The organism is Streptomyces sp. MMBL 11-1, from assembly GCF_028622875.1.
GTDB lineage: Bacteria > Actinomycetota > Actinomycetes > Streptomycetales > Streptomycetaceae > Streptomyces.
Genome location: NZ_CP117709.1, coordinates 4,834,539 through 4,859,784, shown reverse-complemented (window position 1 = coordinate 4,859,784; position 25,246 = coordinate 4,834,539). Strand labels below are relative to the sequence as shown.

32 protein-coding genes are annotated in these 25,246 nt (G+C 68.6%); 2 read left to right on the top strand and 30 right to left on the bottom strand.

Going from position 1 to position 25,246, the window contains the following annotated elements:
- Nucleotides 1-57: 57 nt before the first annotated feature.
- From rpsM to rpsJ, 27 genes are all read right to left on the bottom strand, one after another.
- Nucleotides 58-438, bottom strand: a complete 381-nt coding sequence (rpsM, locus tag PSQ21_RS21560) for a 30S ribosomal protein S13 (protein ID WP_007446719.1) — start codon at nucleotides 436-438, stop codon at nucleotides 58-60.
- A 194-nt stretch (nucleotides 439-632) separates the two neighbouring features.
- Nucleotides 633-746, bottom strand: coding sequence for a 50S ribosomal protein L36 (rpmJ, locus tag PSQ21_RS21555; RefSeq protein ID WP_003956441.1), 114 nt, complete (start codon nucleotides 744-746; stop codon nucleotides 633-635).
- A 59-nt stretch (nucleotides 747-805) separates the two neighbouring features.
- A complete protein-coding gene (gene infA / locus PSQ21_RS21550) occupies nucleotides 806-1,027 on the bottom strand; it encodes a translation initiation factor IF-1 (RefSeq protein WP_003956442.1) in 222 nt (73 codons plus the stop codon).
- A 298-nt stretch (nucleotides 1,028-1,325) separates the two neighbouring features.
- Entirely contained in the window at nucleotides 1,326-2,162 is an 837-nt protein-coding gene (gene map / locus PSQ21_RS21545; protein ID WP_274032229.1) for a type I methionyl aminopeptidase, read from the bottom strand.
- Between the two features lie 132 nt (nucleotides 2,163-2,294).
- Nucleotides 2,295-2,954 (bottom strand): adenylate kinase, encoded by a 660-nt coding sequence (locus tag PSQ21_RS21540; RefSeq protein ID WP_274032228.1) that lies wholly within the window; start codon nucleotides 2,952-2,954, stop codon nucleotides 2,295-2,297.
- On the bottom strand, nucleotides 2,954-4,267 hold the full coding sequence (gene secY / locus PSQ21_RS21535; protein ID WP_274032227.1) for a preprotein translocase subunit SecY: 1,314 nt from the start codon (nucleotides 4,265-4,267) through the stop codon (nucleotides 2,954-2,956). The genes PSQ21_RS21540 and secY overlap by 1 nt, the downstream gene beginning before the upstream one ends.
- Nucleotides 4,268-4,648: 381 nt before the next feature.
- Entirely contained in the window at nucleotides 4,649-5,104 is a 456-nt protein-coding gene (gene rplO / locus PSQ21_RS21530; RefSeq protein WP_003966942.1) for a 50S ribosomal protein L15, read from the bottom strand.
- A gap of 1 nt (nucleotide 5,105) precedes the next feature.
- Nucleotides 5,106-5,288: a 50S ribosomal protein L30 gene (rpmD, locus tag PSQ21_RS21525; protein WP_006126892.1), complete on the bottom strand. Its 183-nt coding sequence runs from the start codon at nucleotides 5,286-5,288 to the stop codon at nucleotides 5,106-5,108.
- Complete coding sequence (gene rpsE / locus PSQ21_RS21520) at nucleotides 5,288-5,890, bottom strand: 30S ribosomal protein S5 (protein WP_274032226.1); 603 nt, start codon at nucleotides 5,888-5,890, stop codon at nucleotides 5,288-5,290. The genes rpmD and rpsE overlap by 1 nt, the downstream gene beginning before the upstream one ends.
- 47 nt (nucleotides 5,891-5,937) lie before the next feature.
- Nucleotides 5,938-6,321: a 50S ribosomal protein L18 gene (rplR, locus tag PSQ21_RS21515; RefSeq protein ID WP_015610732.1), complete on the bottom strand. Its 384-nt coding sequence runs from the start codon at nucleotides 6,319-6,321 to the stop codon at nucleotides 5,938-5,940.
- 2 nt (nucleotides 6,322-6,323) lie between these two features.
- The gene (rplF, locus tag PSQ21_RS21510) at nucleotides 6,324-6,863 is read right to left on the bottom strand and encodes a 50S ribosomal protein L6 (RefSeq protein WP_093693506.1); all 540 of its coding nucleotides are present in this window, start codon (nucleotides 6,861-6,863) and stop codon (nucleotides 6,324-6,326) included.
- 21 nt (nucleotides 6,864-6,884) lie between these two features.
- The gene (rpsH, locus tag PSQ21_RS21505; protein ID WP_007446728.1) at nucleotides 6,885-7,283 is read right to left on the bottom strand and encodes a 30S ribosomal protein S8; all 399 of its coding nucleotides are present in this window, start codon (nucleotides 7,281-7,283) and stop codon (nucleotides 6,885-6,887) included.
- Between the two features lie 224 nt (nucleotides 7,284-7,507).
- The gene (locus PSQ21_RS21500; RefSeq protein ID WP_003948630.1) at nucleotides 7,508-7,693 is read right to left on the bottom strand and encodes a type Z 30S ribosomal protein S14; all 186 of its coding nucleotides are present in this window, start codon (nucleotides 7,691-7,693) and stop codon (nucleotides 7,508-7,510) included.
- Nucleotides 7,694-7,695: 2 nt separating this feature from the next.
- Complete coding sequence (gene rplE / locus PSQ21_RS21495; RefSeq protein ID WP_003966948.1) at nucleotides 7,696-8,253, bottom strand: 50S ribosomal protein L5; 558 nt, start codon at nucleotides 8,251-8,253, stop codon at nucleotides 7,696-7,698.
- On the bottom strand, nucleotides 8,253-8,576 hold the full coding sequence (gene rplX, locus PSQ21_RS21490; RefSeq protein WP_007446729.1) for a 50S ribosomal protein L24: 324 nt from the start codon (nucleotides 8,574-8,576) through the stop codon (nucleotides 8,253-8,255). Before rplX ends, rplE begins: the two co-directional genes overlap by 1 nt.
- 2 nt (nucleotides 8,577-8,578) lie before the next feature.
- Nucleotides 8,579-8,947: a 50S ribosomal protein L14 gene (gene rplN, locus PSQ21_RS21485; RefSeq protein ID WP_003966950.1), complete on the bottom strand. Its 369-nt coding sequence runs from the start codon at nucleotides 8,945-8,947 to the stop codon at nucleotides 8,579-8,581.
- Between the two features lie 107 nt (nucleotides 8,948-9,054).
- A complete protein-coding gene (rpsQ, locus tag PSQ21_RS21480) occupies nucleotides 9,055-9,339 on the bottom strand; it encodes a 30S ribosomal protein S17 (protein WP_018960204.1) in 285 nt (94 codons plus the stop codon).
- Nucleotides 9,339-9,563, bottom strand: coding sequence for a 50S ribosomal protein L29 (gene rpmC / locus PSQ21_RS21475; RefSeq protein WP_003966952.1), 225 nt, complete (start codon nucleotides 9,561-9,563; stop codon nucleotides 9,339-9,341). Before rpmC ends, rpsQ begins: the two co-directional genes overlap by 1 nt.
- Nucleotides 9,563-9,982: a 50S ribosomal protein L16 gene (rplP, locus tag PSQ21_RS21470; protein ID WP_003966953.1), complete on the bottom strand. Its 420-nt coding sequence runs from the start codon at nucleotides 9,980-9,982 to the stop codon at nucleotides 9,563-9,565. Before rplP ends, rpmC begins: the two co-directional genes overlap by 1 nt.
- A 5-nt stretch (nucleotides 9,983-9,987) precedes the next feature.
- Nucleotides 9,988-10,827 (bottom strand): 30S ribosomal protein S3, encoded by an 840-nt coding sequence (gene rpsC, locus PSQ21_RS21465; protein WP_018510593.1) that lies wholly within the window; start codon nucleotides 10,825-10,827, stop codon nucleotides 9,988-9,990.
- Nucleotides 10,827-11,174 carry a 50S ribosomal protein L22 gene (gene rplV, locus PSQ21_RS21460; RefSeq protein ID WP_004571827.1) on the bottom strand — a complete coding sequence of 116 codons (348 nt, stop codon included), beginning with the start codon at nucleotides 11,172-11,174 and terminating at the stop codon, nucleotides 10,827-10,829. Before rplV ends, rpsC begins: the two co-directional genes overlap by 1 nt.
- Before the next feature lie 42 nt (nucleotides 11,175-11,216).
- Nucleotides 11,217-11,498 carry a 30S ribosomal protein S19 gene (gene rpsS, locus PSQ21_RS21455; protein WP_003966956.1) on the bottom strand — a complete coding sequence of 94 codons (282 nt, stop codon included), beginning with the start codon at nucleotides 11,496-11,498 and terminating at the stop codon, nucleotides 11,217-11,219.
- Between the two features lie 12 nt (nucleotides 11,499-11,510).
- Complete coding sequence (gene rplB / locus PSQ21_RS21450; RefSeq protein WP_018510594.1) at nucleotides 11,511-12,347, bottom strand: 50S ribosomal protein L2; 837 nt, start codon at nucleotides 12,345-12,347, stop codon at nucleotides 11,511-11,513.
- A gap of 39 nt (nucleotides 12,348-12,386) precedes the next feature.
- A complete protein-coding gene (gene rplW / locus PSQ21_RS21445) occupies nucleotides 12,387-12,710 on the bottom strand; it encodes a 50S ribosomal protein L23 (RefSeq protein WP_014154589.1) in 324 nt (107 codons plus the stop codon).
- Nucleotides 12,710-13,360 (bottom strand): 50S ribosomal protein L4, encoded by a 651-nt coding sequence (gene rplD, locus PSQ21_RS21440; RefSeq protein ID WP_003966959.1) that lies wholly within the window; start codon nucleotides 13,358-13,360, stop codon nucleotides 12,710-12,712. Before rplD ends, rplW begins: the two co-directional genes overlap by 1 nt.
- A 4-nt stretch (nucleotides 13,361-13,364) precedes the next feature.
- Nucleotides 13,365-14,009, bottom strand: a complete 645-nt coding sequence (gene rplC / locus PSQ21_RS21435) for a 50S ribosomal protein L3 (protein WP_003966960.1) — start codon at nucleotides 14,007-14,009, stop codon at nucleotides 13,365-13,367.
- Nucleotides 14,010-14,023: 14 nt separating this feature from the next.
- Complete coding sequence (gene rpsJ, locus PSQ21_RS21430; protein WP_003948644.1) at nucleotides 14,024-14,332, bottom strand: 30S ribosomal protein S10; 309 nt, start codon at nucleotides 14,330-14,332, stop codon at nucleotides 14,024-14,026.
- A 1,034-nt stretch (nucleotides 14,333-15,366) separates the two neighbouring features.
- On the opposite strand from rpsJ, the gene PSQ21_RS21425 reads away from it, so the two are divergent.
- Together PSQ21_RS21425 and PSQ21_RS21420 are read left to right on the top strand one after the other, a co-directional pair.
- On the top strand, nucleotides 15,367-16,779 hold the full coding sequence (locus tag PSQ21_RS21425; protein WP_337961680.1) for an LAETG motif-containing sortase-dependent surface protein: 1,413 nt from the start codon (nucleotides 15,367-15,369) through the stop codon (nucleotides 16,777-16,779).
- Nucleotides 16,780-17,009: 230 nt separating this feature from the next.
- Nucleotides 17,010-17,735, top strand: a complete 726-nt coding sequence (locus PSQ21_RS21420) for a S1 family peptidase (protein ID WP_274032225.1) — start codon at nucleotides 17,010-17,012, stop codon at nucleotides 17,733-17,735.
- 98 nt (nucleotides 17,736-17,833) lie between these two features.
- Here PSQ21_RS21420 and PSQ21_RS21415 read toward each other — a convergent pair whose 3' ends face one another.
- From PSQ21_RS21415 to PSQ21_RS21405, 3 genes are all read right to left on the bottom strand, one after another.
- On the bottom strand, nucleotides 17,834-18,436 hold the full coding sequence (locus PSQ21_RS21415) for a response regulator transcription factor (RefSeq protein WP_274032224.1): 603 nt from the start codon (nucleotides 18,434-18,436) through the stop codon (nucleotides 17,834-17,836).
- Nucleotides 18,437-18,555: 119 nt separating this feature from the next.
- A complete protein-coding gene (locus PSQ21_RS21410) occupies nucleotides 18,556-18,984 on the bottom strand; it encodes a hypothetical protein (RefSeq protein WP_274032223.1) in 429 nt (142 codons plus the stop codon).
- Nucleotides 18,984-25,175: a DNRLRE domain-containing protein gene (locus PSQ21_RS21405; RefSeq protein WP_443334426.1), complete on the bottom strand. Its 6,192-nt coding sequence runs from the start codon at nucleotides 25,173-25,175 to the stop codon at nucleotides 18,984-18,986. The genes PSQ21_RS21410 and PSQ21_RS21405 overlap by 1 nt, the downstream gene beginning before the upstream one ends.
- Between the last annotated feature and the right edge of the window lie 71 nt (nucleotides 25,176-25,246).

Here is a 25,246-nt window from a genome sequence, read left to right as displayed (position 1 = left end):
CAGCGAAGACCGCTGGTTGCTGCGGGTCCCGGAGGTCCGCAGTGCGTCCGCTGAGGACTACTTCTTGCCCGGCTTCTTCTTACCGGCGATGGCGCGACGCGGGCCCTTGCGGGTACGCGCGTTCGTGCTGGTGCGCTGACCGTGGACCGGCAGACCGCGGCGGTGACGAATGCCCTGGTAGCAGCCGATCTCGATCTTGCGGCGAATGTCGCCCTGGACCTCGCGGCGGAGGTCACCCTCGGTGCGGAGGTTGGCGTCCACGTACTCGCGGATCTTGACGAGGTCTTCCTCGGCAAGGTCGCGGACGCGGGCGTCGGGGTTCACGCCGGTCGAGGCGAGGATCTCCTTGGACCGGGTGCGCCCGATACCGAAGACGTAGGTGAGGGCAACCTCCACGCGCTTTTCGCGCGGGATGTCAACACCTGAAACGCGTGCCATTCAATGGCTCCAGTTGTTATATCGGGGGTCTTCCGCAGGGCCACTCCCGACCGCCGACCGCTCACGAGGAGCGATGGTACGTCCGGGTCCCCGGCCCCCGCCGGAGGTGTCGTCAGCCGTGGCTTGGACGGGCTCTGCGTATGTACGAATTACGTGCGTCGCGCGAAGAACTGCGAGATGCAGGCGGTCGTGCGTCAGCCCTGGCGCTGCTTGTGGCGCAGGTTGTCGCAGATGACCATGACCCGACCGTGACGGCGGATCACCTTGCACTTGTCGCAGATCTTCTTGACGCTCGGCTTGACCTTCATGGGATGTCAGGTTCTCCGGGTCAGTGCCATCACCCGCCGAAACGGGGTGCCGGCAAGATCTACTTGTAGCGGTAGACGATCCGGCCACGCGTCAGGTCGTACGGAGAGAGCTCCACCACGACCCGGTCATCCGGGAGGATGCGGATGTAGTGCATCCGCATCTTGCCGCTGATGTGCGCCAGGACCTTGTGACCGTTCTGGAGCTCCACCTTGAACATTGCGTTCGGGAGGGACTCGATCACGGTGCCCTCAATCTCGATGGCACCTTGCTTCTTGGCCACGCTTCGCCTTTCGAATCGGCTACCTTGATCGGCTCTTGGTCAGCGGTGTGCTGATATGCGGGCACACTGATGCACGAGAGCCGACGAGTCAGTCTACGTCAGCGGACTCCAAAAGACGAATCCGTCAAGTTTGCCCAGCCGGGGTGATCCTTAGACCTCCCCGGGGGGTCACATCACCCGAGAGGGTCGGGAGCCGCCTCGACCCCGGCCCCTCCTCCACGCAGCCCTCGCGGGCTCGGCGCCGAGGGCGCCTCACATGCTTCGGGCCGCTGCGCCGGACTCCGTCCGTCGGGTCACATCACCCGAGAGGGTCGGGAGCCGCCTCGACCCCGTACTCCGCGAGCTTCGCCCTGCCGCAGTCCGGGGCGGTCAGGACCAGCGGGCCCTGCTCGGTCAGCGCGATGGAGTGCTCCCAGTGCGAGGACCAGGTGCCGTCCGTCGTGATGACCGTCCAGTCATCGCTCAGGGTCTCCGTCCGCGCCGTGCCGAGCGAGACCATGGGCTCGATCGCCAGGCAGACGCCCGGGACCAGCTTGATGCCCTTGCCGCGCTTGCGGGAGACGTAGTTCAGCAGGTGCGGGTCCATGTGCATCTCGGTGCCGATGCCATGACCGCCGAAGTCCTCGATGATCCCGTACTTCCCGGTCGCCGGGCGGGGCTGGCGGCGGATGTAGGACTCGATCGCCCGGGAGATGTCGACGAGGCGGTTGTTCACCTTCATCGCGGCGATCCCGGCCCACATGGACTCCTCGGTCACCCGGGACAGCTCGACCAGCTCCGGAGCGTGACCGGTGCCCACGAAGGCCGTGTACGCCGCGTCGCCGTGCCAGCCGTCGACGATCGCGCCGGCGTCGATCGAGATGATGTCGCCGTCCTTGAGGACCGTCTTCTCGTCCGGGATGCCGTGGACGACGACCTCGTTGACCGAGGTGCAGATGGTCGCGGGGAACCCGCCGTAGCCGAGGAAGTTCGACTTCGCGCCGTGATCGGCGATCACCTTGCGGGCGACCTGGTCCAGGTCGTGCGTGGTGGCCCCGGGAACGGCGGCCTCACGGGTGGCGGCGTGCATGGCAGCGACCACCAGGCCCGCCTCGCGCATCTTCGCGATCTGCTCGGGGGTCTTGATCTGCACCATTGCTCGGCGCCTCTCTGCATCGACGGTGGAGGGTACGGCTCGGCGTGTTCAACGATACGGGGGCAAGCAGTCGGCCGCGGCGCCCTGGGGCGCCGCGGCCGGCTTGCACTACGGGTGGTGCGGGGGTGACGCTCAGCCCTCGTCGGAGGCCTTCAGCGCCTCCATGGCGCGGGCGGTCACGTCAGCGACCTTGCCCAGCGCGGAGATGGTCACCACCAGGCCCTGGGCCCGGTAGTAGTCGATGATCGGCTCGGTCTGCGTGTGGTAGACCTCCAGCCGGGTACGGACCGTCTCCTCGCTGTCGTCGTCCCGCTGGTACAGCTCGCCGCCGCAGACGTCGCAGACGCCCTCGGTCTTCGGCGGGTTGTACGTCAGGTGGAAGACGTGCGCGCTGTCGTTGCGGCAGACGCGGCGGCCCGCGATCCGCTTCACGACCTCGTCCTCGGGGACCTCCAGGTCGAGGACCGCGTCGAGCTTCACGTCCTCGTCCTTGAGCATCACGTCAAGGGCTTCGGCCTGACCGACATTCCGCGGGAAGCCGTCCAGCAGGAAGCCGCCCGCGGCGTCCGACTGGGCCATACGGTCCTTGGCCATCCCGATGGTGACCTCGTCCGGCACCAGCTGGCCCGCGTCCATGAAGGCACGGGCCTGCTTGCCAAGGTCGGTGCCCTGGCTGATGTTGGCGCGGAAGAGGTCGCCCGTGGCGATGTGCGGAATCGAGAGGTTGTGAGCAAGGTACGCAGCCTGCGTTCCCTTGCCGGCACCCGGAGGCCCGACGAGGACGATTCGCATCAGCGGAGGAACCCTTCGTAATTGCGCTGCTGGAGCTGACTCTCGATCTGCTTCACGGTTTCCAGACCCACACCCACGATGATGAGGATGCTCGTCCCGCCGAACGGGAAGTTCGCGTTCGCACCGCCGAAGCCCGCCAACGCCATCGTCGGCACAAGAGCGATCAGGGCCAGGTACAGCGAGCCTGGCCAAGTGATCCGGTTGAGCACGTAGCTCAGGTATTCGGCAGTAGGACGACCCGCGCGGATACCCGGAATGAAGCCACCATACTTCTTCATGTTGTCGGCGACCTCGTCGGGGTTGAACGAGATGGCCACATAGAAGAAGGCGAAGAAGACGATCAGCAGGAAGTACGCCACCATGTAGTACGGCTCGTTCTGCCCGACGAAGTTGTCCGTGATCCAGGTCGCCCAGGCGGCCTGCGAGTTCGAGAACTGGACGATCAGCGCGGGAATGTAGAGCAGCGACGAGGCGAAGATGACCGGGATCACACCCGCCTGGTTCACCTTCAGCGGGATGTACGTGGACGTACCGCCGTAGGACCTGCGTCCGATCATGCGCTTCGCGTACTGCACCGGGATCCGGCGCTGGGCCTGCTCGACGAAGACGACGAGGCCGACCATCACGAAGCCGATGAGGATGACCGTGCCGAACTCGATCCAGCCGTCGGCCAGCTTGCCGCTCTCCTTGATGGCCCACAGGGCGCCGGGGAACGTGGCGGCGATCGAGATGAACATCAGGATCGACATGCCGTTGCCGATGCCGCGGTCGGTGATCAGCTCACCGAGCCACATGACGGCGGCCGTACCGGCGGTCATCGTGATGACCATGATGACCGTGGTGAAGATCGATTTGTCGGGGACGATCTGGCCGGCCACGGAGCAGTTCTGGAAGAGCGCGCCGCTGCGGGCGGTGGCCACCAGGCCGGTGCCCTGGAGGATGGCCAGCGCGACCGTCAGATAACGCGTGTACTGCGTGATCTTCGCCGTGCCGGACTGCCCCTCCTTCTTCAGGGCTTCCAGGCGTGGAATCACCACGGTCAGCAGCTGGAGAATGATGCTCGCCGTGATGTACGGCATGATGCCGAGCGCGAAGATGGTGATCTGCAGCAGGGCGCCACCGCTGAACATCTGCATCAGACCGAGGAGACCACCCGAGTCGGCCTGGTCGATGCACTGCTGCACCTTCGTGTAGTCGACGCCGGGGGCCGGGACGTGAGCCCCGAGCCGATAGATCACGATGATGCCGAGCGTGAAGAGCAGCTTCTTGCGCAGGTCGGGCGTCTTGAACGCTCGGGCGAACGCGGTGAACACGGTGCCTCCTGCGACCCCCGCGCTATGCGTCAGAGGCGACGGGTCTGGATGGGACTGGATGGGATCGGATACAAGGCAGCCCTACATCGTAAGGAGGCCACAAAAGATTAACGGCGCCACCCTACCCGGCCGGGGACTGGGCGGGAAACACGCACCGCGCACCGGTGCACGGCACGCCTCCCGGCCCGCGCCGCGAAAGACCGGCCAAGCCACACCATTTGGGACGTGAACGCCCCTCCGCTCCCCCACCGCCGGTGCGGTGGACACCCGTTCAACCTTTCCCGAGCCTTTACGGTTCCCGTACAGCGGCACAAACACGAAAAAGGCCTGGCCGGCCACCTCCGAAGAGGCGGCCGGCCAGGCCCAGTTCTGTCCCGCGGCTCAGACGAGCTCGGTGACCGTACCGCCGGCGGCGGTGATCTTCTCCTTGGCGGAGCCGGAGACGGCGTCAACCGAAACCTGCAGCGCCACGGAGATCTCGCCCTGTCCGAGGACCTTGACGAGGTGGTTGTTGCGCACAGCGCCCTTGGCGACCAGGTCGGCCACCGTGACCTCTCCACCCTCGGGGTAGAGCGTCGCGAGCTTGTCCAGGTTCACGACCTGGTACTCCGTGCGGAACGGGTTCTTGAAGCCCTTGAGCTTCGGGAGACGCATGTGGAGGGGCATCTGGCCACCCTCGAAGCGCTCCGGAACCTGGTAACGAGCCTTCGTACCCTTGGTACCACGGCCTGCGGTCTTACCCTTGGACGCCTCACCACGACCCACACGGGTCTTGGCGGTCTTGGCGCCCGGGGCAGGCCGGAGGTTGTGGGCCTTCAGCGGGCTGTTCTCCGCCATGTCAGTCAACCTCCTCAACCGTCACGAGGTGGCGGACGGTCTGCACCATTCCGCGGAACTCGGGGCGGTCCTCCTTGACAACCGAGTCGTTCAGGCGCTTGAGCCCGAGCGAACGCAGGGTGTCGCGGTGGTTCTGCTTGCTGCCGATGTACGACTTCGTCTGCGTGATCTTGAGGCGAGCCATTACGCACCCGCTCCCGCACGTGCACGCAGCAGGGCCGCGGGGGCGACGTCCTCGAGGGGCAGACCGCGGCGGGCCGCGATCTCCTCGGGACGCTGCAGGCCCTTCAGGGCCTCCACGGTCGCGTGCACGATGTTGATCGCGTTGGACGAGCCAAGCGACTTCGACAGGATGTCGTGAACGCCGGCGCACTCGAGCACGGCACGCACCGGGCCACCGGCGATAACGCCGGTACCGGGGGAAGCCGGCTTGAGCAGGACGACGCCCGCGGCCTTCTCGCCCGTGATCGGGTGAGGGATGGTGCCCTGGATGCGCGGGACCTTGAAGAAGCTCTTCTTGGCCTCTTCGACACCCTTGGCGATGGCCGCGGGAACTTCCTTGGCCTTGCCGTATCCGACACCGACGGTGCCGTCACCATCGCCCACCACGACCAGCGCGGTGAAGCTGAAGCGACGACCACCCTTCACAACCTTGGCGACACGGTTGATCGCGACGACACGCTCGACGTACGCGGTCTTCTCGGCGGCAGCGCCACCGTCACGGCCCTTCCGGTCCCGCCGCTCGCCGCCACCGGCACCGCTTCCGCGGCGCTGGGGTCCAGCCATTGGAATTACCTCTCTCTGTTACGGACGCTGTGCGTAGGAACCGGGGCTTAGAACTTCAGCCCGGCTTCACGGGCGGCGTCAGCCAGAGCGGCAATCCGCCCGGCGTACTGGTTACCACCGCGGTCAAACACGACGGCCTCGACGCCTGCAGCCTTCGCACGCTCGGCGACCAGGGCGCCGACCTGCTGGGCCTGGGCGCTCTTGTCACCCTCGCCACCACGGATCGAGGTGTCCAGGGTCGACGCCGACGCGAGCGTGTGGCCCGCGATGTCGTCGATGACCTGGGCCACGATGTGGCGGTTGGAACGCGTCACGACCAAGCGAGGACGCTCCGGCGAGCCGGAGATGTGCTTGCGGACGCGGATGTGGCGGCGCTTGAGGGCGGCACGCTTGTACGCGTCGCCCTTGGCGATCTTCACACCGTATGCCATGGCTACTTACCAGCCTTTCCGACCTTGCGGCGGATGACCTCGCCCGCGTACTTGACGCCCTTGGCCTTGTACGGGTCGGGCTTCCGCAGCTTGCGGATGTTGGCGGCTACCTCGCCGACCTTCTGCTTGTCGATGCCCTCGACGCTGAGCTTCGTGGGCGACTCGACCTTGAAGGTGATGCCTTCCGGAGCCTCGATGAGGATCGGGTGGCTGTAGCCCAGGGCGAACTCCAGGTTGGAGCCCTTCGCCTGGACGCGGTAACCGACACCGCTGATCTCGAGCGCCTTGCTGTAACCCGTGGTCACACCGGTGATCATGTTCGCCACCAGCGTGCGGGACAGGCCGTGGAGGGCCTTGTTCTGACGCTCGTCGTTCGGGCGGGAGACGTTGAGCACGCCGTCCTCACCCTTGGAGACCTCGATCGGCGCGGCAACGGTGTGCGTGAGGGAACCCTTGGGGCCCTTCACGGCGACCGTACGGCCATCGATGGTGACGTCCACACCGGCGGGAACCTGGATGGGGAGCTTGCCGATTCGCGACATGAGCTTTCCTTCCTTTCCCGACTACCAGACGTAGGCGAGGACTTCCCCACCTACGCCCTTCTTGCCTGCCTGCTGGCCGGTCAGGAGGCCGTGGGACGTGGAGATGATCGCCACGCCCAGACCGCCGAGGACCTTCGGCAGGTTGGTGGACTTTGCGTATACACGCAGACCCGGCTTCGAAATCCGCTTGATGCCGGCGATCGAGCGCTCGCGGTTCGGGCCGAACTTCAGCTCGAGGACGAGGTTCTTGCCGACCTCGGCGTCCTCGACCTTCCAGCCGGTGATGAAGCCCTCCTGCTGGAGGATCTCCGCGATGTGCGACTTGATCTTGCTGTGCGGCATCGAGACATCGTCGTGATATGCCGAGTTCGCGTTACGCAGACGCGTGAGCATGTCTGCGATGGGATCAGTCATGGTCATGAGTTGGCCTTCGGCCTCTCTCGCCGGGGTTTCCTGTATGCGCCATCCCTCTCCCCACTCAGTGGCGGGACGGGTGCGGTGCGGGGACCTACGGCGTAGTAAGTCGGTCGTGGGCGGCAGGCGCCCAACCCTTCAAGCCTACGGCATGAAAGGACGGGCTCCTGCCGACCCAGATGCTTACCGAGAGTCTCCGGAACTTCCCTTTGCCCGAGGGCAGAGGGGAGTTACCAGGAGCTCTTGGTCACGCCCGGCAGCTCGCCACGGTGAGCCATCTCACGAAGGCACACGCGGCACAGGCCGAACTTGCGGTAGACGGAGTGGGGCCGGCCGCAGCGCTGGCAGCGGGTGTACCCGCGCACGCCGAACTTCGGCTTACGGGCGGCCTTAGCGATCAGAGCCTTCTTCGCCACGGTCAGTTCTCCTTGAACGGGAAGCCGAGGTGACGAAGGAGGGCACGACCCTCGTCGTCGTTGGTCGCCGTGGTGACCACGGTGATGTCCATGCCCCGGACCCGGTCGATCTTGTCCTGGTCGATCTCGTGGAACATGACCTGCTCCGTGAGACCGAAGGTGTAGTTGCCACGGCCGTCGAACTGCTTCGGCGACAGGCCACGGAAGTCACGGATACGCGGAAGCGCGAGCGACAGCGTACGGTCCAGGAACTCCCACATCCGGTCACCGCGGAGGGTGACGTGGCAGCCGATCGGCTGGCCCTCGCGCAGCTTGAACTGCGCGATGGACTTGCGGGCCTTCGTGACGGCCGGCTTCTGGCCGGTGATCGTGGTGAGGTCCTTGACGGCACCGTCGATCAGCTTGGAGTCGCGGGCGGCGTCGCCCACACCCATGTTGACCACGATCTTGACCAGACCGGGAACCTGCATGACGTTCTCGTACGAGAACTCCTCACGCAGCTTGCCGGCGATTTCCTCGCGGTAGCGCGTCTTGAGACGCGGCGCAGTGGTGGCAGTCATCAGATGTCCTCACCGGTCCGCTTGGCAACGCGGATCTTGTTGCCCTCGTCGTCAAAGCGGTAGCCGACGCGGGTGACAACCTTGTTGCCGTCCTTCTCCACGACCAGCTGAACGTTGCTGATGTGGATCGGGGCCTCGGTGGTGACAATGCCACCCGTCTGCGAACCGCGAGCCGTCTGACCGGCCTTGGTGTGCTTCTTGACCCGGTTGACACCCTCGACGAGGACGCGGTCCTGGGCGGGGTAGGCCACGATGACCTTGCCCTGCTTGCCCTTGTCCTTACCGGTGATGACCTGAACCAGGTCGCCCTTCTTGATCTTCATGCTTACAGCACCTCCGGCGCGAGCGAGATGATCTTCATGAACTTCTTCTCGCGCAGCTCCCGGCCCACCGGGCCGAAGATGCGGGTGCCGCGGGGGTCGCCGTCGTTCTTCAGAATGACGGCGGCGTTCTCGTCGAAGCGGATGTACGAGCCATCCTGACGACGACGCTCCTTGACGGTGCGAACGATGACGGCCTTGACGACGTCACCCTTCTTCACGTTGCCACCGGGGATCGCGTCCTTGACGGTGGCGACGATGACGTCACCGATACCCGCGTAGCGGCGACCCGAGCCACCGAGAACACGAATGGTGAGAATTTCCTTCGCACCCGTGTTGTCGGCGACGCGCAGTCGCGACTCCTGCTGGATCACGTCTATCTCCTGATCGTCTGCCGGTTCCCGGCGGGTGCCTCTCCGTTACCGGGGAGGCACCCCACCGAGCCTGGCGGAACTGACCCGAGGGGAGAATCCCTCAGGAATTACTTGGCCTTCTCGAGGATCTCGACGATGCGCCAGCGCTTCGAGGCGGACAGCGGACGCGTCTCCATGATGATGACGCGGTCGCCGACGCCGGCACTGTTCTGCTCGTCGTGGGCCTTGAGCTTGTTCGTACGGCGGATGACCTTGCCGTACAGCGCGTGCTTCACGCGGTCCTCGACAGCGACGACGACGGTCTTGTCCATCTTGTCGCTGACGACCAGACCCTCACGGGTCTTGCGGAAACCGCGGTCGGTGTTCGTCTCAGTCACAGTCTTCTCGCTCATCAGGCGCTCTCCACCGTCTCGATGCCCAGCTCGCGCTCACGCATCAGGGTGTAGATCCGGGCGATGTCCTTACGGACGGACTTGAGCCGGCCGTGGTTCTCGAGCTGACCCGTCGCCGCCTGGAAGCGGAGGTTGAACAGCTCTTCCTTGGCTTCGCGGAGCTTGTTGAGGAGCTCCTCGTCGCCCAGCTCGCGCAGCTCGGACGCCTTGGTACCGGCCGACATCACGACTCACCTGCCTCGCGCCGAACGATCCGGCACTTCATCGGAAGCTTGTGAGCAGCGCGGGTGAGCGCCTCACGAGCAATCTTCTCGTTCGGGTAGGACAGCTCGAACATCACCCGACCCGGCTTGACGTTCGCGATCCACCACTCGGGAGAACCCTTACCGGAACCCATGCGGGTCTCGGCGGGCTTCTTCGTGAGGGGGCGGTCCGGGTAGATGTTGATCCAGACCTTGCCGCCACGCTTGATGTGACGGGTCATCGCGATACGAGCGGACTCGATCTGACGGTTCGTCACGTACGCCGGGGTCAGCGCCTGGATGCCGTACTCGCCGAACGCAACCTGCGTGCCACCCTTGGACATACCGCTGCGCTTCGGGTGGTGCTGCTTGCGGTGCTTGACCCTACGGGGGATCAGCATTTCGGTCAGGCCTCCGTTCCGGTGCTCTCAGCCGCCGGAGCAGCGGCGGCGGGGGCGTCGGCCTTGGGGGCCTCGGCTGCCGGCGACTGCTGCGGCTTACGACCGCGACCGCCACGCTCGCCACCACGGCCGCCACCACGGCCGGCCGGGCGGTCGGTGCCGCCACGAGCCGGACGGTTGCCGGCACGGGCCGCGGCGTTCTCGGCGCGAACCTCGGCGATGTTCTTGACGTCGCCCTTGTAGATCCAGACCTTCACGCCGATGCGGCCGAAGGTCGTCTTGGCCTCGAAGAAGCCGTAGTCCACGTTCGCGCGGAGGGTGTGCAGGGGCACACGGCCCTCGCGGTAGAACTCCGAGCGGGACATCTCGGCGCCGCCGAGGCGACCGCCGCACTGGATCTTGATGCCCTTGGCGCCGGCCTTCATCGAGCTCTGCATGCTCTTGCGCATGGCACGACGGAAGGAGACGCGGGAGGAGAGCTGCTCGGCGACGGCCTGGGCCACCAGCTGAGCGTCCACCTCGGGGTTCTTGACCTCGAGGATGTTCAGCTGGACCTGCTTGCCGGTCAGCTTCTCCAGCTCGCCGCGGATGCGATCGGCCTCGGCGCCGCGGCGACCGATGACGATGCCCGGGCGGGCGGTGTGGATGTCAACGCGGACGCGGTCGCGGGTGCGCTCGATCTCGACCTTCGAGATGCCGGCCCGCTCCATGCCCTTCGTCATCATGCGACGAATGGCGACGTCTTCCTTGACGTAGTCCTTGTACAGCTTGTCGGCGTACCAGCGGGACTTGAAGTCCGTGGTGATGCCGAGCCGGAACCCGTGCGGGTTTACCTTCTGGCCCATTACCGGGTTCCTTCCTTGCTGCTGACGACCACGGTGATGTGGCTGGTCCGCTTACGGATCCGGTAGGCACGGCCCTGAGCACGCGGACGGAACCGCTTCAGGGTCGGGCCCTCGTCCACGTACGCCTCGCTGATGACCAGCGAAGAGGCGTCGGTGTGGTCGTAGTTGTGTGCAGCGTTGGCGATGGCGCTGTCCAGCACCTTGCCAACCGGCACGCTCGCGGCCTGCGGGGCGAAACGCAGGACCGCCTGAGCCTCCGTGGCATCCATGCCACGGATGAGGTCCACCACTCGGCGGGCCTTCATGGGCGTGACGCGGATGTACCGCGCCTGGGCCCTGGCTTCCATGGTTGTCCCTTCGGTGTAAGTCATAGTCGTTTCCACCCCGCGCTAGCGGCGCTTCGACTTCCGGTCGTCCTTGACGTGGCCGCGGAAGGTGCGAGTCGGCGAGAACTCGCCGAGCTTGTGGCCGACCATCGACTCGGTGACGAACACCGGGACGTGGATCTTGCCGTTGTGCACCGCGATGGTGTGACCCAGCATGGCCGGGACGATCATCGAGCGACGGGACCAGGTCTTGATGACGTTCTTGGTGCCTGCCTCGTTCTGTACGTCCACCTTCTTGATGAGGTGGCCGTCGACGAAGGGCCCCTTCTTGAGACTGCGCGGCATCTAAACCCGCTCCTAGCGCTTCTTGTTCGTCTTGCGGCGGCGGACGATGTACTTGTTGCTCGCCTTCTTGGGAGAACGAGTACGACCCTCCTTCTGACCCCACGGCGAGACCGGGTGACGACCACCGGAGGTCTTGCCTTCACCACCACCGTGCGGGTGGTCAACCGGGTTCATCGCGACACCGCGGACGGTCGGGCGAACGCCCTTCCAGCGCATGCGGCCGGCCTTGCCCCAGTTGATGTTCGACTGCTCGGCGTTGCCGACCTCACCGATCGTCGCGCGGCAGCGCGCGTCGACCAGGCGGATCTCACCCGACGGCATACGAAGGTGGGCCATGGTGCCCTCCTTCGCCAGCAGCTGCACGGAGGCACCCGCGGAACGGGCGAACTTCGCGCCGCCGCCGGGCCGCAGCTCGATGGCGTGGATGGTCGTACCGACCGGGATGTTGCGCAGCGCCAGGTTGTTGCCGGGCTTGATGTCGGCGCCCGGACCGTTCTCGACACGGTCACCCTGCGACAGGCCACGGGGAGCGACGATGTAACGCTTCTCGCCGTCCGCGTAGTGCAGCAGCGCGATGCGCGCGGTGCGGTTCGGGTCGTACTCGATGTGCGCGACCTTGGCCGGCACGCCGTCCTTGTCGTGACGACGGAAGTCGATCACGCGGTAGGCGCGCTTGTGGCCACCACCCTGGTGGCGAACGGTCACACGACCGGCGTTGTTACGGCCGCCCTTGCTGTGCAGGGGGCGGACCAGCGACTTCTCCGGCGTGGACCGCGTGATCTCGACAAAGTCGGCGACGCTGGAGCCACGACGGCCCGGGGTCGTCGGCTTGTACTTGCGGATACCCATTTCTCAGTCCTCGTCCGATTCCGGACGACTCGACCTCACTTAAGAGGTCGGGCCGCCGAAGATGTCGATACGGTCGCCCTCGGCGAGGGTCACGATGGCGCGCTTCGTGTCGGCGCGCTTGCCGAAGCCGGTCTTGGTGCGCTTGCGCTTACCCTGCCGGTTGATCGTGTTGACCCCGGTGACCTTGACCGAGAAGACCGCTTCCACGGCCTGCTTGATCTGGGTCTTGTTGGAGCCGGGCGCGACGATGAACGTGTACTTGTTCTCGTCGAGCAGCGCGTAGCTCTTCTCGGAGACCACGGGCTTGACGAGAACGTCACGCGGGTCCGAGTACGTCTTGCTGGTTACGGTCGCCTCGCTCATCAGGCGTCGCTCCCTTCGGTCTCAGCGGTCTGGGGGCCAGACACGAAGGACTCGAAGGCGGCCTGGGTGAAGACCACGTCGTCAGAGACGATCACGTCGTACGTGTTGAGCTGGCCCGGCTCCAGGATGTGCACCTGGGGCAGGTTGCGCGCGGACAGCCACGCGGCCTCGTCGGCGCGGTCGACGACCAGGAGCAGGTTCTGGCGCTCCGAGATCTTGCCGAGCAGCGTCTTGGCGGCCTTCGTGGAGGCGGCACCCTCGACCACGCCGGTGACGACGTGGATACGGGAGTGACGGGCCCGGTCCGAGAGGGCACCGCGCAGGGCGGCGGCCTTCATCTTCTTCGGGGTCCGCTGCGAGTAGTCACGCGGCTGCGGGCCGTGGACGACGCCACCGCCGGCGAACTGCGGGGCGCGGGTCGAACCCTGACGGGCGCGGCCGGTGCCCTTCTGGCGGTAAGGCTTCTTGCCACCACCGCGGACTTCACCGCGGCGCTTGGTCTTGTGCGTGCCCTGACGGGCAGCCGCCAGCTGAGCGACAACGACCTGGTGGATCAGCGGAACGCTGGTCTTCGCGTCGAAGATCTCCGCGGGGAGGTCGACGGTACCGGCCTTGTCGCCTGCCGGCGAAAGGATGTCAATGGTGCTCATTACCTCAAGCCCCCTTGGCCGCGGTACGGACCAGGACGAGGCCGCCGTTCGGACCGGGGACCGCGCCCTTGATGAGGAGCAGACCCTTCTCCGCGTCAACCGCGTGGATGGTCAGGTTCTGGGTGGTGACGCGCTCGTTACCCATGCGGCCCGCCATGCGCATGCCCTTGAAGACACGCCCAGGGGTGGCGCAGCCACCGATGGAACCGGGGGAACGGTGCTTGCGCTGGGTGCCGTGCCCGGCGCCGAGGCCCTTGAAGTTGTGACGCTTCATGACACCGGCGAAGCCCTTGCCCTTGCTCTTGCCCGTGACGTCGACCTTGACGCCGGACTCGAACACCTCGGCGGTGACCTCCTGGCCCAGCGTGTACTCGCTGGCGTCAGGGGTGCGGAGCTCGACCAGGTGGCGGCGCGGGGTGACGTCGGCCTTGGCGAAGTGACCCTTGAGGGGCTTGTTCACCTTGCGCGGGTCGATCTCGCCGAAGGCGATCTGCACCGCTTCGTAGCCGTCGCTGTCGTTCGTACGGACCTGCGTCACGACGCACGGACCGGCCTTGACGACGGTCACCGGGACGACCCGGTTGTTCTCGTCCCAGACCTGGGTCATGCCGAGCTTCTCGCCCAGGACGCCCTTGATGTTCTTGCTCATCTCGGCCCGTCCCCTCAGAGCTTGATCTCGATGTCGACGCCCGCCGGGAGGTCGAGGCGCATCAGCGAGTCAACCGTCTTCGGCGTGGGGTCGAGGATGTCGATGAGGCGCTTGTGGGTGCGCATCTCGAAGTGCTCGCGAGAGTCCTTGTACTTGTGCGGCGACTTGATGACGCAGTACACGTTCTTCTCAGTGGGCAGCGGCACCGGGCCCGCGACCGACGCACCAGTGCGGGTCACCGTCTCGACGATCTTCTTCGCCGAGGAGTCGATGACCTCGTGGTCGTAGGCCTTGAGCCGGATGCGGATCTTCTGTCCCGCCATGGCTACTAGTAGTCCTGTCTCTCGTAACGCTCTGGAACCCGGGGGTTCTCTGGACTCCCCCTCCGACCCACGCGGTCGGGCGTGTCGCATCCCCTCTACGAAAATCTCCCGAAGGAAATCCCAACCAAGGGGGTGCGGGCCCTGGGACCGCGGAACCGGGGGCGGAACACCCACCGGGTGCCTGGCCGGCGCCCTGCGTTGCTTCCCGAAAGATTCCCGTACGTCCGGCCCTGGGGGCCGACGAGTACTGTGGGACTCGCTTCCGGTCCTCCCGGCGGGAGGCGCGCAGCATTGACACTCAACCGAGCAACCTGGTCAGTGTGCCATACGGGGCGCGGGCCTGGCCAATCGAGTCGGGAATCCTACCCCGAGCGAGCGAGTGCTCAAACGCGGGCGCGGATCCGGCGGGGCCGCGGGGCGCGCTCCGTGCGCGGTACGCGTGCGTGAGGGCGCGTGCACGCGGGGTGGCGAGGCCGTACGCGTGGGGACGGAACGGGGGCCGGCGCGTTCCCCCGGTCGCGGGCAGGGGCGGCCCGGCGGTGGCGGACGGCTCGGGGGCCATGCCTCTCCCGGTACGTGCCCGAAGAGGGCCGGAGACGAGGTCAGCGGGGATTCCACTTCGCGCCGGGGCGGGCCGGGTGCGCCGCTTCGCCCTTCCTCGGGCGCACCGCGAACTCAACTCCCTTCGGGAGCAGCGCTGTTCCACGGACACGGCCTGGCGCGGGAAACCCAGGGGCCCGCCGTCGGCCGCCGCTTCCCGCGGCACCACGGCGTCGGCGTCAGTAACGATTCCGATTCGGAACACTCAAATGATGTCCACGAGGAACAACGGACACCTTCCGCTTCATAGGATCTGCCCGTGCTCGCAGGGCACTTGAGACTGATTTCGCGGCTCTCCCACCACATACCTCGTGTGGCGCGCGCGTTTGTCGCGCCCTTGAGGACGAGCCGCGCCGGAGGGGACTTCTGTGTTTTCAGCCTTTTCATCCTCAGCCGCGCCCGGGCGGAGAAACACCGGTCGCCGGATAGCCGCGGTGGCCGCCACGGTCGGTCTGCTGACCCTGGGCTCCGTGGCCGGGGCCGGCAGCGCAGCGGCCGACGGGGACGACACCCATCACCAGGGAGGCGCCACCGCCACCCTGAACGGATTGAAGACGTTCGACTCGGCCCGCATCGACCTGGGCAACGGCAAGTCGAAGAACATCTCCGCGGGGCTGTTCGAGATGACCGTCGACGGCGGCGGCCAGCTGCAGACGTACTGCATCGACATCCACAACCCGACCCAGAACAAGGCCAAGTACCTCGAAACCCCCTGGGGCCAGACGTCGCTCGGCACCAACAAGGACGCCGGGAAGATCCTCTGGATCCTCAAGAACTCCTACCCGCAGGCCGGTGACCTCGCGGCGCTCGCCCAGAAGGCGGGCGCCGGAGAGCTGTCGGCCAAGACGGCTGCCGCCGGCACGCAGGTCGCCATCTGGCGCATCTCGGACGGCGCGAAGGTCGAGGCGAAGAACGAGCAGGCCGAGAAGCTCGCGGACTGGCTGGAGGCCCAGGCTCAGAACCTCCAGGAGCCGAAGACCTCCCTGACGCTGGACCCGAACGTGGTGTCCGGCAAGTCGGGCAGCAAGCTCGGCCCGGTGACCGTGCACACCGACGCCGGCCAGGTGTCCGTCGCCGCCAACGCCACCGCCGCGGCGGCCGGCGTCAAGGTGACCGACAAGGACGGCAAGCCCGTCACCTCCGCCGTCAACGGCACCGAGCTGTACTTCGACGTGCCCGCGGGCGCCGCCGACGGCACGGCCTCGCTCACGACCAAGGCGACCACGCAGGTTCCGGTCGGCCGCGCGTTCGCGAGCCCGAGCAAGAGCCAGACCCAGATCCTGGCCGGCTCCACCGAGTCCACGATCACCGCGGACGCGACCGCGAACTGGGCCACGAAGGGCGCCATCCCCGCGGTCACCGCGGAGAAGAACTGCGACAAGAACGGCGTCGACGTCACGGCGTCCAACGAGGGCGACTCCCCCTTCACCTTCAAGCTGGCCGGAGCCGAGCACACGGTCGGTGCGGGCGAGTCCAAGACCGTGACCGTCCCGGTCGGCGAGGACGAGGCCTACGACATCACCGTGACCGGCCCCAACGGCTTCTCGGAGCGTTTCCAGGGCGTCCTGGACTGCGAGACCCAGGGCACGCCCGCCCCGGGCACGAGCGGTGGCGGGGAGACCCCGTCCACCAGCCCGAGCCCCAGCGAGGACGGCGGCACGACCGGTGGCACGACCGGCGACACCACGACCGGCGGCACGTCCGGCGACACGACCGGCGGCGGTGACCTCGCGGCGACCGGCGGTTCCAGCGCCACTCCGGTGATCGCCGGCATCGCGGTGGCCCTCGTGGCCGCGGGCGGCGCGGCCGTGTTCATCCTGCGCAAGAAGAAGACCGCAGGTCACTGACCTGTAGGCACGTGAAGGAGGGGCCCGGTACGCGCCATGCGTACCGGGCCCCTCCGCGTCCGGCGCTCGGCGTCCGGCGTCCGGCGCGGACGCGTTCGGCCCAACTGCCGCCCCATAACGCCGCGTTATGACCAAACGTTAGTACCCGGCCTCGTCGCGCTCCGGCACCCTGTTGCCCATCATCCCCCACGGACACGCACACCCCAGCGTGTCGCGCGAAACGAGGAATCATGCGTATATCCAGGCTCGTGCCCGCTGCCGCCGCCGCAGCGGCCTGCGTCCTCGCCCTCTTCGCACCGTCCGCCTCGGCCGCCCCCGAGGCCCCGCTCCAGGACGCCCCGCCCCCGACCACCCAGATCATCGGCGGCGGCTACGCGCAGAACGCGCCCTGGGCGGCCCGCCTCTTCTCGAACGGCAGAGAGACCTGTTCGGCGACGATCATCGCGCCGACCTGGATTCTCACCGCGAAGCACTGCGTCACCGGTGGCGGTCTGTCGTTCCGTATCGGCAGCCTGGACCAGCACAGCGGCGGCACGGTGGCCAACGGCGTCCAGACGTACACCCACAGCTCGGACCTGGCGCTCGTCCGGCTGGACCGCTCGGTGCAGGCCACCTACTCCCGCCTCGGCCAGCCGGGCTCGGTCCGCGTCGGGCAGGGCGTGCAGGTCTGGGGCTGGGGCGCCACCTCCCAGTGCGGCTCCGAGGCCAACTGCCAGTCCCGCTACCTGAAGGTGGCCAACGTGACGGTCACCGGCGGCTGCGGTGACGCGTACGGCGGCTCAGCGATCTGCGCCCGCCGGGGCAACGGCATCACCGCCGGCGGCGACTCCGGCGGTCCGATGACGGCGAACGGCATCCAGGTCGGCGTCGCCTCCACCAGCGACCGGCAGACCACGACCGCGTACACGAACGTCACCGCGTACCGGTCCTGGATCCAGTCGGTCGCGGGCGTCTGACCGGCCCCACCGCCCGGGACGGCGGGCCACCTGACCGGCCCGCCGTCCCCGTGAAGCCGTAGGGCCCCCGTACCTCTCCGCCCTGAGGTACCGGGGCCCTACACCCATCCCTGCTCCCTCGCTATCCGCACGGCGTCGACGAGGGTACGGGCGTGGAGCTTCCCGACCGCCGACGAGAGCCGGTTACGGACGGTCCCCACGCTGAGGAACAGGTCGGCCGCGATCTCCCGGGAGTGCGCCCCGCCGGCGGCAAGCCGGAGGGCCTCGGCCTCCTTGTCGGTGAGCGGGCCGGGGCCGGCCCACTCCTCCCCGCGCATCCGGGGGTCGATGACCCGGCCGCCCGCGGCGATCCGCCGGATGGCGTCGGCGGTGCGCGCCGGGGTGGTGCTCTTGAGCAGATACCCGGCGGCCCCGGCGGCCAGGGCCCGGCGCAGATGCCCCGGGCGGTCGAGCGCGGTGAGCATCAGCACCTGGCAGGCGGGCAGCCGTTCCACGAGCCCGGCGGCGACCGTGATCCCGTCCTCCCCGGGCAGATCGATGTCGAGCAGCACGACGTCCGGGCCCAGTCGCTCCGCCTCGGCGTACGCGGCCGGACCGTCCGCGGCCTGGCCGACCACCTCGATGCCCAGTTCGGCCGTCAGGAGCACCGTCAGTCCTGACCTCACCACGTCATGGTCGTCGACCACCAGCACCTTGATCACAGGCCCGATTGTCGCAGGCCACCCGTGCTGTCCGGGCGGTTCGGATCCCGGTGCACCCGTGCGCGGGCGTCCGGCGGTGTGCTGCCGATCCGGGCGCGCGATCCGCAGCACACCGCAGGTCAGGCGGCGGTCAAGGCCCTCTCCCAGGGAGCCAGCTCACCGTCCGGCCTGGCGTCCCGCCCCGCTGAGTAGGTGGACGAGCCCACCCGGACCTCCAGCAGGTGGGAGGAGGAGAAGAAGAGGAACTTCTGCCTGCTGAGCCGCGCCTGCCCGGAGAAGACCCGCGTGAGGAGCGAGCCGACATCGCCGGCCGCCACCTGCTCGAAGGTCCAGTCGTCCAGGAGGATCCGCACCGCTTCCGCTTTCGGCGCCCCTCCCATGAGGCCGATGTACACATCGGACCCGGCGAGCGTCCCGTCCCAGTCCGCGAACCAGCTGCCGTGCTCGACCTCGCGCTCCTCGAACGCGGCGGGCCGCGCGCCGCAGGAGGTCAGGGCCTCCTCGGCCAGGGCCACCGGAAGGGGCTTGTGTCCATGGTGGAGCGTCACTACAGGAACCTCCCCACTCTCCAGTCCCAGTGCCGTTTCTTGCCGAACTTCACGCGGAAGACCGTGCGGGCCTTCTTGACGCCGAGCATCTTCTTGAACCCGACGGCGCTCCAGCCGACCCCGTAGTTCTTCCGGTTGAAGATTCCCTGGCGTCCGCGGTGGACGTCCCCGAAGAGCCTGCTGCGCTCTCCGAAGAACCTGTTGTTGTTCCAGGATGCCCCGCGCGCCCGGTGCTGGAAGACGGCCTTCACGTACTTCTTCTTCTTCTTGTACGCCTTGTAGGCCCGGTATCCGGTCTTCGCGGCGCGGTAGGCCTTTCCGCAGTGGCGGTAGCAGGCCCACCCGACCCGGACGGCGGCGACGACCAGGGGCACCCATCGCCCGTCGAGGTCGTACTTGTTGACCGGGTCTCCGTACGCGTACTCGTACCGGTTCGCGCTGCCACCGGTGACGGGGTCGGTCTGGAGGAACCGGCCGGTCCCGGAGTCGTACAGGCGCACACCCATGAGCGTGAGCCCGGTCGGCGTCTCGCTGGAGCGCTGCTTGCCGCCCAGCCAGCCGTAGCGGGCCGGCGCCTGTCCGGTGCGCGGGTTGCCGTACTCGTCGCTCTCCAGCGCGACCGGCGCCTGCCCGGCGTCCAGGGGCAGTTGCAGGGCCACTCCCCCGTGGACGGAGGTGAGGTGGAGGACGGTCCCGCCGGTCTTGGCAGTGGTGGCCGCGAGGTCCCCGGAGGCGGAGTCGACGTTGCGGGTCACCGCTCCTTGGGCGGTGTCCTCGACGATCCAGCGGGGGTTGTCGCCGTCACTGTCGTAGTGGTTGCGCTTCGAGGCCGTCTGGGTCCAGGTGGAGCCGCTGCCGGTCTCGGTCCGCCAGGAGCGCGGACGCAGCCCCGCGTCGAGCAGCCAGGTCTGGCGCTGACCGGCCGCCGTCTGCTGGTGGACCAGGTCGTTGGCGTAGTAGCGCAGGGCGCCGTGGGCCGGGGTGGCCGTGGTCCGGGCGAACGCGTCGTAGGTGTAGCCGCTGTCGACCAGGCGGTCCGCGGTGTCGTAGGTGTGGCCGGTGGTGCTGCCTCCCGTGGTGGGGCAGTCCGCGCCGGGCGCCCCGCTCGCCGTGGTGAGCGCGGTGCGGTTGGAGCGGACGTCGAAGGTGTAGGCACGCCGGGTGCAGACCGTGTCCGCGGTGTCCAGCACCGTGGTCAGCCGGCCCGTGGCGTCGTAGCGATAGGTCTGGTCCGACCAGCCGGTGTGGCTGGTGACCTGGCCGTGGGCGGACTCGGTCACGGTGTCGGAGTAGACGATCGTGCCGTCGCTGTCCCGGGTGTAGGTGCGGTCGACGGTCGCCCCCGTGGTGTCCTCCAGGGTGGTGAGGGTGTAACCGCCGGGCAGCTTCTCGGCGGCCACGGACTCGTCCGCGTCGTAGGTCGCCCGGAAGGTGCCGGCGACGGAGTCGGTGGTGGCGGTGGCCAGCCCGCGCGGCTCGGCGGCGTGGTCGTAGGTGTAGGTGACCGTCGAGGGGACGCTGTCCGTGCTCTTGACGGGACGGTCGAGCAGGTCGAACTCGGTGACCGTCCTGCCGCCGTCCGCGTCCGTGTACGCGATCTGCCGGCCGAGCTTGTCGAACTCCCGGACGATGGTGCCGCCGGTCGGGGAGACCGTCCGCAGGGCGCGGCCCGTCACCGGGTCGTACTCCGTCGTGGTCTCCGGGACGGCCTCGCCGACGCCGCCGGTGACGGTCACCCGCTCCGTACGGCCGGCCGCGTCACGGGTGGTGGTGGTCGTCCGGGTGACCCCGTTGGCCGTCTCCACGACCTTGGCCGGGTTGCCCCACCAGTCGTACTCGGTGGTGGTGACCGGCAGCGCCGTGGGGTTGGTCCCGCCACCGGTGACGGCTCCGGCGGGCCCGGTGGAGCAGACGAGGTCGGCCCACTCCGGGCGGCCGGCGCAGGCGCCGGTGCCGGACGCCGACCAGTAGGTGGTGACGCTGGTGGCGGCGTCGGATCCGGTGGAGTTCGGGGGAACGGTCTTCGTCTCCCGGCCCTGGCCGTCGTAGACCTTGGCGGTGGTCAGGGCGAGCCCGCCGGGGTCCTGGACGGTGCTGGTGGGCAGGCCCTTGGTCCAGTCGTGGACCGTACGCGAGACGCGGGGCTCCGCGAGGACGGTGGGGTGTTCGCGGACCTGGGCGCCCAGGGTGACCGTGCCGGCCTGGTCCTTCACCTTCGCCGTGCCGTCGGTCGGGCGTCCCTCGTCGTACGCCGTGGTCTTCCAGGACCTGGCGAGGACCGAGGTGCCGGACGGGACCAGCGTGCTGGAGCCCGACTTCAGGTCGGCGGTGAGGTCGATCCGCCGCAGCGGGCCGAACTCCTCCAGCTCCCGGGTGCCGTCGGCGTTGTAGACGCTCCGCGTGGCGAGCAGGTCGGCGCGCTCCGCGGAGGTGAGCCGGCCGATGCCCAGGTCGGCCTGGGCGGCACGGTCGGCGGCGCTCAGGCCGAGGGCGACCGCGCGGTTGGCCGCGGTCAGCTCGCGGACGGTGGAGCCGAAGCGGTCGTGCTCGGTCGTGCTGATGTGGCCGCCGGGCGCCGCGGTGTTGGTCTCACGGCCGGAGACGCCCAGGTAGTGCAGCTGGGCCCGCCGGTAGTCGGCGGCGCCGAGCGACCCGCCGGAGTGGGTGGCGGGCACCGAGTCGGCGGGGAAGACCGCGGTGGCGTCCGTGGGCGCGTCGGTCTGCCCCCAGGCCCGGACGTCCGCCGCCCCCATCGCGTACGGTGCGGCCGTGCCGGTCAGCGGCACGTCGTAGACCACGCTGGTGGTCGCCGTGCCCTCCTCGACGTCCGTGGTCCCCCGCTTGAGGCCGGCCCGCGACGTCTTCAGCAGCATCCCCTCACCGGCGGCGTCGGACCCGCCGGCCTTGCCGTACGTGAAGGTCCACGGAAGCTCGGACTGCTGCCGCAGCCCGGTGACGCGGCCCGCGGAGTCGTAGGTGTACTGGGTCTGCGTGCTCTGGGCCAGGTTGGGGTTCCACTGCTGGCGGAGCTGGCCGTCCGCGTCGTACCGGTAGGTGGCGATCGCCTTGGAGGTGGCCGCGGCAGCACCCGGCTGGGTGGACCAGAGCCGGAGCTCCTTGACCTGCCCGGTGTAGTCGCCGAGGCCGGTTCCGGTCGCGGTGGTGGCGGTGGCGTACACGAACTCCAGGACCCGGCAGCCCTTGGCCGGGGTGGCGGTGGCGCAGGCGGCGGCGGTGGCCGCGGAGGTGGGTGCGATGACGCGCTTGGGGCGCGCGAGCTTCTTGCCGTCCACGGTCACGGTCTCGGAGACCGTGGTGGTCGTGGAGTTGGCCAGTCCGTCGAGCAGTGTGCTGGAGGCCTGCCACGTCTCCGCCGCGGCGTCCGGCTTGGTGAACTCGGTGACGGTGCCTTCCGTGTCGGAGAGCGTGAAGGAGGAGCTCACACTGCCCCGGAGCGTCAGGTCCTCCGACCCGGCCTCCGGGATCCAGCCGTTCCTGGCGGCGTTCGCGGTGAAGTGGACCGCCTCTCCGTCGTCCATCATCACGGCGACCGCGGTGTCGGAGACCCGGCGCAGATGGGTGTAGTCGGTCTCCGTCATCTCCGCGGTGGTGCCCGCGACCCACTCCTTGCCGAAGATCGGCGCCTGTCCCTCCTGGTCGCCGCCCTTGCGGGGGGTCCGGGAGGACGCGGTGCGGGTGACCGCCAGGTCGAAGACGGAGGCGTCCGTGGCGGACAGCGTGTAGTCGCCGGTGAGCAGGTTCAGCGCGCCGGGTCCGACCTCTTCGGTGGCCGCGCCCTCGGCGGCGCGGTCGACGACCACCCCGAGGGGTTCGGTGGCACCGGCGGCGGAGCCGGGACCGGTGAAGTCGGCCTTGATCTGGATGGCGCCGTCCGGATCGACCGTGGAGGTCGTGTTCCACACGAGCGGGGCGTTCCTGCCATCCGTCAGCGGCACGGGCCAGGCGGAGAGCGGCGTACCGCCGGATGTGACGTGGGCGGCCGGGACGCGCACCCAGGGGTCGGCCTCGGAGCGGCGCCAGGAGAACGCGACGGCGTTGTACGCGGCCCCGTCGGCCTCGGCGACCAGGGGCAGCCGGCGGGCGGTCCGCTCCCCCTCGGACGGCTGGACGAAGCCGCCGGGCCCGGCGTGGAAGGTGTACTCGGCGGCCTCGGACTTGTTGTCCGCCTTGTCGACCGCGCGGACCTGGAGGGTGTGGGTGCCGTCCTTCGGCGGGGCGACGCTGATGGCCTTGGGCCCGGTCGCGCCGCCGGTGGCGGTCTTGGTCCAGGTCACTCCGTCCAGCGACCATTCGAGCCAGTGGTGGTCGGTCCCGGCGGGCGGCGTCACCGTGAAGACGCCCGCCTTGCCCGCGCCCTTGACCCACTGGCCGGCCGGGTAGTCCGTGGACGTGATCCCCGTGGGGGCCGAAGGCGCCTTCGAGTCGACCGTGAAGGTCTTCCACGCGGACCAGCCGGTGTTGTAGTGCGCCCCGTCGTAGGGGCTCGTACGGAACTTGTACGTCCTGCCCTCGGCGAGCAGGCCCGCCGGGACGGTCACCGACGCGACCTGCCCCGAGGGGACGGACTTCGACACGATGGGCTTGCCGACCTCGGCGCCGGTGGCGTTGTCGAAGATCTGGAAGGTGCCGTTGACCTTGTCGCCGTCGGCGTCGACGAAGGTGTCGCGCAGGACCGGCGTCAGCGTGTTGACCACGTACGCGCCGCCGTAGGAGAAGAACGGCGGGCCGGCCTCCTGCTTGGTGCCGGTGCGGGGCCGGTAGTTGTAGGTCACCGTGAGCTTGGGCGGGTTCTTCGCGGCGTTGGCGGAGTTGACGCGCTTCCACTGGGCGACGGTGGTCTCGCTCTTGGCCCGGATGCCCAGGTGCCCGCGGCTCGTCTTCGCCGAGGCCCATTCCTGGGCCAGCGTCGTGATGTCGGCGTTGATCCAGCCATCGGGCTGCGTGGTGCAGTCGGCGTTGCCGCGGGTCTCGGTGGACTCCGCCCTCATCGCGGTCATCGTCGGCCGGTTGGTCCACCGGCTGGCCGTCGTCGCGGCCGGCGAGGACCAGACCTGCCAGGGCTGGGCCGCGCAGGTGGTGTTGGCCGAGTGGAAGTTCCACAGGCTCAGCCGGGCGCTGGTGACCAGCGCGTCGGAGATGGGCGCGGTGTTCCAGGTGATGAAGGACTGGGCGGTGCGGGGCGTGCCGTTCGCGTTCGTCGTGCCGGGGTTGCCGAAGTCCAGTTCGACGTCGGTCGACCAGTCGCGGGTCTCGCCCTGCTGGACATAGGCGTCGAAGACGTTCGACAGCGAGGAGGTCGAGGGGTCGACCGTGACCGGGTACCGGGTCTCGGGGTCGGCGAGGAAGCCGGCGTCCGGAGTGACGACCAGATCGACGGCGCCCTTCCTCTTCACCACCTTCATCGCCACCGGTACCCGGCGGGTGTGCTCGCCGGAGACCTTGTCGACGGTGGAGTCCCACATCACCGGCGCGGGCATCAGCGCCCGCTTCTTTTCCTTCCGGTCGGTGAACAGCACGCTGCCGTCGGGCTGCTCCTTCGCCGTCAGGCCCTTGGCCTTGAGCGGCAGGGTGTACGTGTATCCGGCGGACGGGCGCTTCTTGATCTCGACGTACTGCTCGAAGCCGGTACGGGTCGCCTCGACGATCACGTCGGCGCCGGGCAGGGCCTCGGGGTAGGTGGCACGGGTGCCGTCCAGCTCCGGGGCGGGCAGGCCGCCCTTCCACTGGAGGGTGATCCGCTCGTCGCCCTCGCCGAGGGTCACCAGGTCACGGGCGGGGGCCTGGGCCGCCTCCCGCGCGGAGCGCGGCAGCGCGCCGCCCCTGCCCGCCAGGCTCAGCCCGGTCGGATGCGCCTTGGCCTCGACACCGGTCGCCGTCTCCCGGAGCTCGACGTCGACGTCGGACCAGGAGCCGTCCTCCTCCTCGAAGCGGACCGGGCCTGCGGCCAGCTCCGTGGTGAGCGAACCGTTCTTGTTCACCCAGGTCGTGGAGGTCTCGGTGCGTTCGGAGAGAGCCTCCACGCGCTTGCCGTACAGCTTGGCCGCGACCTTGGCGGACAGAAGGTCCGCCGCCTCCCGCGGCCCCTCGGCGACGGGCTCCGCTGCGGCCGGCGCTTCCGGCGCCCGCAGCGTATGGGCCACAGCCTGCCCACTCTGGGTGACCAGCGCCATCTCGACCGCGAGCACCATGGCCGCGCCGAGGGCGATCCGGGGAAGAAGCCGTCTTCGGCGCTGCAGCGCCA

Excerpts from the sequence above, each read along its gene's own strand:
- rpmC (WP_003966952.1), bottom strand. The coding sequence starts at position 9,563 with ATGTCGGCCGGTACCAAGGCGTCCGAGCTGCGCGAGCTGGGCGACGAG.
- rplR (WP_015610732.1), bottom strand. The coding sequence starts at position 6,321 with ATGGCATACGGTGTGAAGATCGCCAAGGGCGACGCGTACAAGCGTGCC.
- rplF (WP_093693506.1), bottom strand. The coding sequence starts at position 6,863 with ATGTCGCGAATCGGCAAGCTCCCCATCCAGGTTCCCGCCGGTGTGGAC.
- PSQ21_RS21420 (WP_274032225.1), top strand. The coding sequence starts at position 17,010 with ATGCGTATATCCAGGCTCGTGCCCGCTGCCGCCGCCGCAGCGGCCTGC.
- rplW (WP_014154589.1), bottom strand. The coding sequence starts at position 12,710 with ATGAGCGAGGCGACCGTAACCAGCAAGACGTACTCGGACCCGCGTGAC.
- rplX (WP_007446729.1), bottom strand. The coding sequence starts at position 8,576 with ATGAAGATCAAGAAGGGCGACCTGGTTCAGGTCATCACCGGTAAGGAC.
- rplB (WP_018510594.1), bottom strand. The coding sequence starts at position 12,347 with ATGGGTATCCGCAAGTACAAGCCGACGACCCCGGGCCGTCGTGGCTCC.
- rpmD (WP_006126892.1), bottom strand. The coding sequence starts at position 5,288 with ATGGCTCGCCTCAAGATCACGCAGACGAAGTCGTACATCGGCAGCAAG.
- rplV (WP_004571827.1), bottom strand. The coding sequence starts at position 11,174 with ATGGAAGCCAGGGCCCAGGCGCGGTACATCCGCGTCACGCCCATGAAG.
- rpsQ (WP_018960204.1), bottom strand. The coding sequence starts at position 9,339 with ATGAGCGAGAAGACTGTGACTGAGACGAACACCGACCGCGGTTTCCGC.
- rplC (WP_003966960.1), bottom strand. The coding sequence starts at position 14,009 with ATGAGCAAGAACATCAAGGGCGTCCTGGGCGAGAAGCTCGGCATGACC.
- rpsC (WP_018510593.1), bottom strand. The coding sequence starts at position 10,827 with ATGGGCCAGAAGGTAAACCCGCACGGGTTCCGGCTCGGCATCACCACG.
- rpsH (WP_007446728.1), bottom strand. The coding sequence starts at position 7,283 with ATGACCATGACTGATCCCATCGCAGACATGCTCACGCGTCTGCGTAAC.
- rplO (WP_003966942.1), bottom strand. The coding sequence starts at position 5,104 with ATGGCGGAGAACAGCCCGCTGAAGGCCCACAACCTCCGGCCTGCCCCG.
- rplD (WP_003966959.1), bottom strand. The coding sequence starts at position 13,360 with ATGAGCACCATTGACATCCTTTCGCCGGCAGGCGACAAGGCCGGTACC.
- PSQ21_RS21540 (WP_274032228.1), bottom strand. The coding sequence starts at position 2,954 with ATGCGAATCGTCCTCGTCGGGCCTCCGGGTGCCGGCAAGGGAACGCAG.
- rplE (WP_003966948.1), bottom strand. The coding sequence starts at position 8,253 with ATGACTGCCACCACTGCGCCGCGTCTCAAGACGCGCTACCGCGAGGAA.
- map (WP_274032229.1), bottom strand. The coding sequence starts at position 2,162 with ATGGTGCAGATCAAGACCCCCGAGCAGATCGCGAAGATGCGCGAGGCG.
- rpmJ (WP_003956441.1), bottom strand. The coding sequence starts at position 746 with ATGAAGGTCAAGCCGAGCGTCAAGAAGATCTGCGACAAGTGCAAGGTG.
- rpsM (WP_007446719.1), bottom strand. The coding sequence starts at position 438 with ATGGCACGCGTTTCAGGTGTTGACATCCCGCGCGAAAAGCGCGTGGAG.
- PSQ21_RS21405 (WP_443334426.1), bottom strand. The coding sequence starts at position 25,175 with ATGGCGCTGGTCACCCAGAGTGGGCAGGCTGTGGCCCATACGCTGCGG.
- rpsS (WP_003966956.1), bottom strand. The coding sequence starts at position 11,498 with ATGCCGCGCAGTCTCAAGAAGGGGCCCTTCGTCGACGGCCACCTCATC.
- rpsE (WP_274032226.1), bottom strand. The coding sequence starts at position 5,890 with ATGGCTGGACCCCAGCGCCGCGGAAGCGGTGCCGGTGGCGGCGAGCGG.
- rplP (WP_003966953.1), bottom strand. The coding sequence starts at position 9,982 with ATGCTGATCCCCCGTAGGGTCAAGCACCGCAAGCAGCACCACCCGAAG.
- rpsJ (WP_003948644.1), bottom strand. The coding sequence starts at position 14,332 with ATGGCGGGACAGAAGATCCGCATCCGGCTCAAGGCCTACGACCACGAG.